This window comes from Dyella mobilis (assembly GCF_016904945.1).
GTDB classification, from domain to species: Bacteria; Pseudomonadota; Gammaproteobacteria; order Xanthomonadales; family Rhodanobacteraceae; genus Dyella_B; species Dyella_B mobilis.
In genome coordinates, this window is the sequence record NZ_JADIKF010000023.1 from 1 (window position 1) to 7323 (window position 7323).

The following is a 7323-nucleotide window of genomic DNA, read 5'->3' on the forward strand; positions in this document are numbered from 1 at the left end:
CTCGCGCCACCCTGGACTACCACTGTCCCGCTGAAATGTTCATGCGCGCATTAGGACGTCATGATCTGGCGGATCAAATTGATGACGCACTTCTAGATTGACTCTGCCGTTACTTTCTCTTGGGCACGCAAGAGAAAGTGACTCGGTCCTTCAGGACCGAAAGCTCTTCGCTCCTCAAGCTTTAGACCTGATCATCAAAAAGCGCAGCGCCAAAAACGTTGGGTTACGCTGCGCTAACCCAACCTACCACCACGCGGCAAATCCCCCTGCAACACCACCGTAAGAAATCCACCACACCGCATTCCTTTTTTTCAAACACCCCACCGAAACCCCGACCCAATGGGTAATCATTGCCCGCTACCGCCCACATCACCGCATGGGCGCGCAACGAGGGGCAAGACGTGGCAGACAACACCAGGCTGACCGCCATCAAGACGAAACTCCGCCGCCTGCCTGCACGCCTGGTCGGTGCCATTGCGTTGAGCCTTTCAGCCGGAACCGTATTGGCAACCCCGCTGGCCGTGCTGAACCACAACGGCAGCTATGTCGTCGTCGAAAGCTACGCCCCCAACATCGTCCGCGTCACCATCAGCGACCAGTCCGCGCAGGCACAAGCCGCTCCCGGCTATGGCTTTGTCGGCCATCCCGACGAAACCGGCTGGACCCACCAGGCCGATGCTCATGGCGACCGCTTCGTGTCCAAAGCGCTCACGCTGGAAGTCGTCCAGCCCAAACAAGGGCCCATGGAAACCATGGCGCGCTACTTCGCGCCTACCCTGCCGCCGGTTGCCTTGAAGATCAGCAAGCCCGACGGCGAAGTGATGCTCGACATGACCGGCTGGGAGATGTCGCCCCACGTGGTGAATGGCGAACACACCTATCGCGTGGGCGCCAGTTTCGTCGCGCCGTCGGACGAGCACTACTACGGCCTGGGCCAGAACCAGGAAGGCATCCTCGACTTCCGCGGCCGCACCATCGACTGCAAGCACAACTACGATGCGCCAGCGGGCGAAACCGTCTGCGTGCCGTTCCTGGTGACCAACAAAGGCTATGGCATTTTGTGGGACAACCCCTCGGACACCAGCATTTCCGCGGCGGTGAGCGGGCGCACGCTGTGGCAATCCAACGTCGGCGAACGCGTGTCGTTCTTCGTCATCACCGGCAACACCACCGACGAACTCTATGCCGGCTACCGCAAGCTCACCGGCGTCACGCCGCTGCCGCCGAAGGCAGCGTTCGGCTTTATCCAGAGCAAGGCACGCTACGAAAGCCAGCAGCAGATCCTCGACGTTGCAGCGGGTTACCGCAAGCGTGGCTATCCGCTGGACATCATCGTGCTGGACTGGTTCTACTGGACCAAGATGGGGCAGCTGGACATCAACCCGGTCGATTTTCCCGATCCGGCAGCGATGAACAAAACCCTGCATGACGAAGGTATCCAGACCCTCATCAGCGTGTGGCCGCGCTTCGAACGCACCTCGCGCTATTTTTCTTTCCTGGCCAGCCGCGGCTGGCTGTTGAAAGACGCCAAGGGCCAGCCGGTGGATGGCCTGCCGTTCCGCAACGATCGCGCCGGTGCGCTGATCGACAGCACCAACCCGCAGGCGCGCGAGTGGTTCTGGGATCACATCCGCGACAATATCGCGTCCAAAGGCTTCGATTATTTCTGGCTCGACGAAACCGAACCGGACCTGGTGCCGGACGGCTTTTTCTTCAGCATCGGCTCGGGCGACCGCTATCACAACGTATTTCCGCTGTTGCACGTGGAGGCCGTCGCCGACGGTTCGCGCCGCGACCGGCCCAACAAGCGCAACTTCATTCTGGCGCGCGCCGCTTATATCGGTGCGCAACGCAACGGCGCGCTGTTCTGGTCGTCCGATATCCAGCCATCGTGGGAGGCGCTGAAACGCCAGGTGCCCACCGGCCTGGATTTCACCGCGTCGGGCCTGGCCTATTGGGGCAACGACATCGGCGGTTGGCAGCCGCTGCCGCCGACCCACGTGCCCGAGCACAAACCCTTGCTCGATCCATCGGACGCCCGCGCGGTCGTCGGCGGTTACGACGATTACCCGGAACTGTTCGCGCGCTGGTTCCAATACGGCACCTTCACACCGACGCTGCGTGTGCACGGCATGCGCAAGGCCGTGGAGGTGTGGGCTTACGGCAAGGGCGCCGAGCAGGTCGTAGTGAAATACCTGCGTCTGCGCTACAGCCTGATTCCTTATATCTACTCGCTGGGCAAACACACCTACGACAGCGGCGCACCGTTCATGCGTGCGCTGTTCATGGATTTCCCGAACGATGCCAACGTAGCCAATATCGGCGACGAATATATGTTCGGCCCGGCGTTCCTGGTCGCGCCGGTTACCGAGCAGGGCGTGCAACATCGCAAGGTCTACCTGCCGGCGGGAGCGGACTGGTACAACTACTGGACCAATCAGAAATTCTCCGGCGGACAGACCATCGACGTGGCCGCACCGATCGACACCATCCCGCTGTTCGTGCGCGCCGGTTCGATCATCCCGATGGGCGAGCAGATTCCCAGCACCGCCACACCGCAAAAACTGGCTTCGATTCGCGTGTATCCCGGCAAAGACGCCGATTTCACGCTCTACGACGACGATGGCGTCAGCTATGCCTATGAACACGGTGCGGGCAAGAGCGTGGCGTTGCATTGGGATGACAAGCAACAGAAGCTCACCGCCAGCGGCGGCATGGATGTCGGCAAATGGGTGCAAGTGATGGGGCGGTAGCTGCCGCCAGGCGGATCAGGCAAACTTCGCGGAGCATTGGACAAGAGCATCGGCTTGAATCAACGGCGCAAGGCATCAAGTTTTGATGCTTCGCCCATATGCCAGACCGCAGGTCCCCTCATGCACATCCAGCTCAAGAACCGCCGCGCCATCGTCACCGGCTCCACCGCCGGCATCGGTCTGGCCATCGCCACCGGCCTAGCCGGCACCGGCGCACACGTTGTCGTCACCGGTCGTTCCCAGGCTCGCGTCGATGAAGCACTCGCCGCCATTGCCCGCCAGGTACCCGGTGCCAGCCTCAGCGGGGTGGCCGGCGACCTGGGCAGCAAGGCGGGTGCCGATCACTTGATCGAGCAGGTGCCGGACGCCGACATCCTGATCAACAACCTCGGCATCTTCGAGCCGAAACCGTTTTTCGATATTCCCGACGAAGACTGGCAGCGCTTCTTCGACATCAACGTGATGAGCGGCGTGCGCCTGTCGCGCCACTATGCGCAAGGCATGGCCAAACGCGGCTGGGGACGTATCCAGTTCATTTCCAGCGAATCGGGCGTGCAGATTCCCGCCGAAATGGTCCAGTACGGCATGACCAAGACGGCGCAGCTCGCCGTTTCCCGCGGCCTGGCCGAAACACTGGCCGGCACCGGCGTCACGGTCAATTGCGTGCTGCCCGGCCCGACGCGTTCGGAAGGCGTGGGCGATTTCTTCGGCAAGATCGCCGCCGAACAGGGCGTGTCGCAGGAAACGGTAGAGCGCGACTTTATCGCCACGCATCGCCCTTCTTCCCTCATCAAGCGCCTCGCCACCGTCGAAGAAGTGGCCAACCTCAGCGTTTATCTCGCTTCGGAACAGGCGTCGGCAACCACGGGAGCGGCCGTGCGCGTGGATGGCGGCGTAGTGCGCTCGATCGTCTGAAAAGAACGCAGGGCTGGAAACAATCCATCAATGCTGTGCACCGTGCTGGCGAAGAATCGCCAGCACCGCCTCGATCGTTTTTGGATCGCGCGGCACGCCGTGATGATCGGCATTGACGATCAAGGTAGAAGCCGAGCCCGGCAAGGTGGCACTGCTCAAAGGTACCCAGCCGTCGCTGGGCGGATGGGTGCCCGGCACGACGCCGGCAATGGAGTCGTAGCGAATGCCGGCGGCAGGCATGAGCGTGTCGCCCACCACCATCGCCGGCTCGCCGGGCACCAGGCTGGTCACGCTGCTCAAGTGGTCGATACGGAAGCTGCCCGACACATAGCTGGCCTGCAGCGATCCCGGGTTTTCTGCAACCAGACGTTCGAGGCCCGGCATTTCCGGAATGTGCCGCAAGGCCAGATCCTGCACCAGCCTTCCCAGCCAATCGCCGGCTACCGGGCTGCCGCGCTGCGGCGCCGCCATGAAGATGATTTCATCGACTCCCGGATAAGGCTGGAATTGAAAAATGTCGTGAAGCAACGACAGTTCCGCCGCGTCGCCGCGCAGGCTTCCGAAGGGCACGGTAAATACCGAACTCCACAAAGCCGGCGTGCTTTGCGCACACAACAGCCGCGCGATCACTCCGCCCATGCTGTGCCCGATGAGCACCACGCCTTGCCGCGCCGGCGCGCTCCCGCCGGGGTCCAGCACTTTCCACGCCGCATCGAGATAGCCCTGCACGCGATGGCGTTCGATCAATACCGGCGCATTCGACTGATACACCACGTGCCAGACCTGATAACGGCGGCGCAAGGCGGCATCGCCCATGATCGCGTTGGTGAGCGGCCCCCAGATGATCGGGCTGCTGCCAAGCCCGTGAATCATGATCACCGGCGTTTTTTTCGGATCGTAATCATCCAGCAGAAACAGCCCGGCTCGTTCGCCTATGGCCTGTCCGCCGATCAAGCCCCACCATCCCAGGCGGCGCAGCTTGCTGCGTTCCAGCAGATATTCGTAGGGCGCGGAAAAACCCGCCGCCAGCGGATAATCCACGCCGCCCATGATGTGGTCGGGCTGAGTGTCAGGACTTTGCACCACCAGCACCGGAGACTCCGCTCCGGCCGTCATGCCAGGTGCATCTTCCAGCCATACCGTCGCCGGCCGAAAAATCCCTTCGGGTGGATACAGCGCGCATATCGGGCGGTTCGTGCAAGGCGGTGCCGCGGCCACCACGGGAACACCAAAACCCGGTTGCCGATGACGCACGCCGCCGAGTCCCTCCACGGACAGCTGGTCAGCCAATTCAAGATGCACCTGCTTGTCTAGGCTGTCGGGCATGCCGCGAAATTGAACCTGCACCCAACGCTCGCCAAGCAACACCCGGCCCGGGTGGACGTTCAAGCTCGTATCGCGCGTGATTCTCGCGAGATAGGCACGACTGCAGGAAGTGGCCAGCGCTGCGGCGGACCTTTCTTCCGCATCGTTTTCGCTGGCCATCGCATCGTGCGCAAACACCGCGCACTGCAACCATGCATTGCCGCGCCTGGTGTCATCGGGCTCGTGCGGCGCCCTGGCCTGCCATTCGCGCGCACGCTCCAGCGCATCGGTGGCAGACAAGCCCGAATAGTTGCCGGGATGCGCGCTGGCAGGCACGAGCGATGCACAACCGTGCAACGAAAACATCGCGGCAACGACCAGTACGGCCGGCAGCAGGTGATTGCGGTGTGCATGACAAGACACGCGGATGGATCTCCTGCGCCAGCGCTCGCGACCCTTCTTCACTCCGCCCATGATGTCATCTTTCGGATACCTCGGCGACGCTTCACGCCGGCGCAAAACGTACCGGCGTCGATTGTCTCACTCCTGCGTTTGTGCCAATGTCGAGCGCGATTTCGCCGCCACAGGATGTCAGCACCGTGATAGACGCCGCACAACCTGTGGATCAAGGCATGCTGGCGCGTCCGCGCACCGGCATGCCGCTGCTGATGGCCGTTACCGTCGGCGTCGGCATCGGCGCAGGTATCGGCGGTACCTGCCTGGGCCTGCTGCTGCATTTCATTCAGCACTGGGCCTATGGCTACAGCATCCACAAGCTGCTCAGCGCACAAAGCTTCCTGCAAGGCGTCACTGCTTCAACTCCGGAAAGGCGCGTACTCGCATTGCTGGTTTGCGGCTGCGTGGCCGGCATTGGGTGGTGGGCACTGCAGCGCTTTGCGCGCCCCTTGATCAGCGTAAACGATGCGCTGAAATCGGACGACCCGCGCACCCCGGTACTGTCGACGGTGGTCAACGCCACCTTGCAGATCGTCACCGTCGCGCTGGGCTCGCCGCTCGGCCGTGAAGGCGCTCCGCGGGAAGTCGGCGCGAGTTTCGCCGGCTGGCTTTCGCACCGCATCGGATTGACGCCGCAGGAAAGCCGCGTGATGGTCGCATGCGGCGCCGGCGCCGGCTTGGCGGCGGTGTACAACGTCCCCTTGAGCGGCACGCTGTTCACGCTTGAAGTGCTGCTTGGCACCTTCGCCACCGCCGCCGCGATTCCCGCCCTGCTCACTGCGGTGATCGCCTCGACCGTCGCATGGATCGGCCTGGGCAACGATGCGCAATACAGCGTGCCGGTGTTCGAACTGAGCGATTCCCTGATGGCCTGGTCGATGCTCATCGGCCCGCTGTTCGGTTTCGCCGCCTACGGCTTCTCACGTCTGGAACGCGCCGCACGCAGCCAGGTCCCGCGCGACTGGCGCCTGCTGCCAAGTTGCCTGCTGGCATTCCTGCTGATCGGCCTGGCGGCCATCTTCTACCCGCAGTTGCTGGGCAACGGCAAAGGACCTATCCAGCTCGGCTTCAACGACGGCGTAAGCGTGCAACTGGCCGCCACCCTGCTGGTGCTGAAAGTGTTGGCCATCCTCGCCTGCCTGCGCGCAGGTGCCGGCGGCGGCCTGCTGACCCCCGGCATGTCGATCGGCGCCATGCTGGCGATCGTGACAGGGAGCTTGTGGAACCACGCCTTTCCTGCGGTTCCGCTAAGCGCCTATGCCATCGTCGGCGCAGCGGCATTTCTCGCCGCTTCGATGCGCATGCCGATCACCGCCATCGTGCTCGCGGTGGAGCTGACCCGCGTGGATCACGATTATCTGTTTCCGGTGGTGTTTGCGGTGGCGGGATCGAGTGCGGCGTTGCGTATCTGCATAAGGCGATACGACAAGGTGCACGTACCGTCGGCGGTGTTGCACAAGGAATGATGCGGTTACCGCACGCTGCGCGAGCGTTGCTATCTCATGCCCCCCAATCTCGCGACTACACGCTCTACCGGCGCGACGCGCCGGCACCGAGTGCGCGCACGGATGCGCGCCGCTCTTACCGGGGCCCCTTGGGCGCGGTGAAGGGTCGAAGGATCAGGCCCCACCAGGGGGCATGGACACGGATGTCCATGCCTTTTCGTCAGGGCAGGACGCCCTGTCGAAAAGCCCCTTCGGCCCTTCACGCACTTGCCGGGCACGGATGCCCGGCAAGCGCGCCCTGGGGGTGCCCTTCTCTTTGGTTGGCAGAGTCAATCTAGAAGTGCGTCATCAATTTGATCCGCCAGATCATGACGTCCTAATGCGCGCATGAACATTTCAGCGGGACAGTGGTAGTCCAGGGTGGCGCGAGGACGAAGATTCAACCGACG

The 7323-nt window shown here is 62.9% G+C and carries 4 protein-coding genes and 1 pseudogene; 3 read left to right on the forward strand and 2 right to left on the reverse strand.

All coding sequences use genetic code 11. From position 1 onward, the window contains the following. Window positions 1–350 precede the first annotated feature (350 nt). Both ISS99_RS00115 and ISS99_RS00120 read left to right on the forward strand, forming a co-directional pair. A complete protein-coding gene (locus ISS99_RS00115) occupies window positions 351–2753 on the forward strand; it encodes a glycoside hydrolase family 31 protein (RefSeq protein ID WP_239537503.1) in 2403 nt (800 codons plus the stop codon). Window positions 2754–2873: 120 nt separating this feature from the next. Next, window positions 2874–3668: an SDR family NAD(P)-dependent oxidoreductase gene (locus tag ISS99_RS00120; RefSeq protein ID WP_204629531.1), complete on the forward strand. Its 795-nt coding sequence runs from the start codon at window positions 2874–2876 to the stop codon at window positions 3666–3668. 27 nt (window positions 3669–3695) lie between these two features. On the opposite strand, the gene ISS99_RS23610 is transcribed toward ISS99_RS00120, so the two are convergent. After that, window positions 3696–5396, reverse strand: coding sequence for an esterase/lipase family protein (locus tag ISS99_RS23610; RefSeq protein ID WP_204629532.1), 1701 nt, complete (start codon window positions 5394–5396; stop codon window positions 3696–3698). Window positions 5397–5572: 176 nt separating this feature from the next. Between ISS99_RS23610 and ISS99_RS00130 the strand changes: the two genes are divergently transcribed. After that, window positions 5573–6895 (forward strand): chloride channel protein, encoded by a 1323-nt coding sequence (locus ISS99_RS00130; protein ID WP_204629533.1) that lies wholly within the window; start codon window positions 5573–5575, stop codon window positions 6893–6895. Window positions 6896–7203: 308 nt separating this feature from the next. On the opposite strand, the pseudogene ISS99_RS23715 reads toward ISS99_RS00130, so the two are convergent. Then, window positions 7204–7323 (reverse strand): annotated as a pseudogene (locus tag ISS99_RS23715) (IS30 family transposase); the annotation flags it as partial.

What these genes read in the sequence shown, in the direction of transcription:
- ISS99_RS00120 (WP_204629531.1), top strand. Translation starts at nt 2,874, where the DNA reads ATGCACATCCAGCTCAAGAACCGCCGCGCCATCGTCACCGGCTCCACC.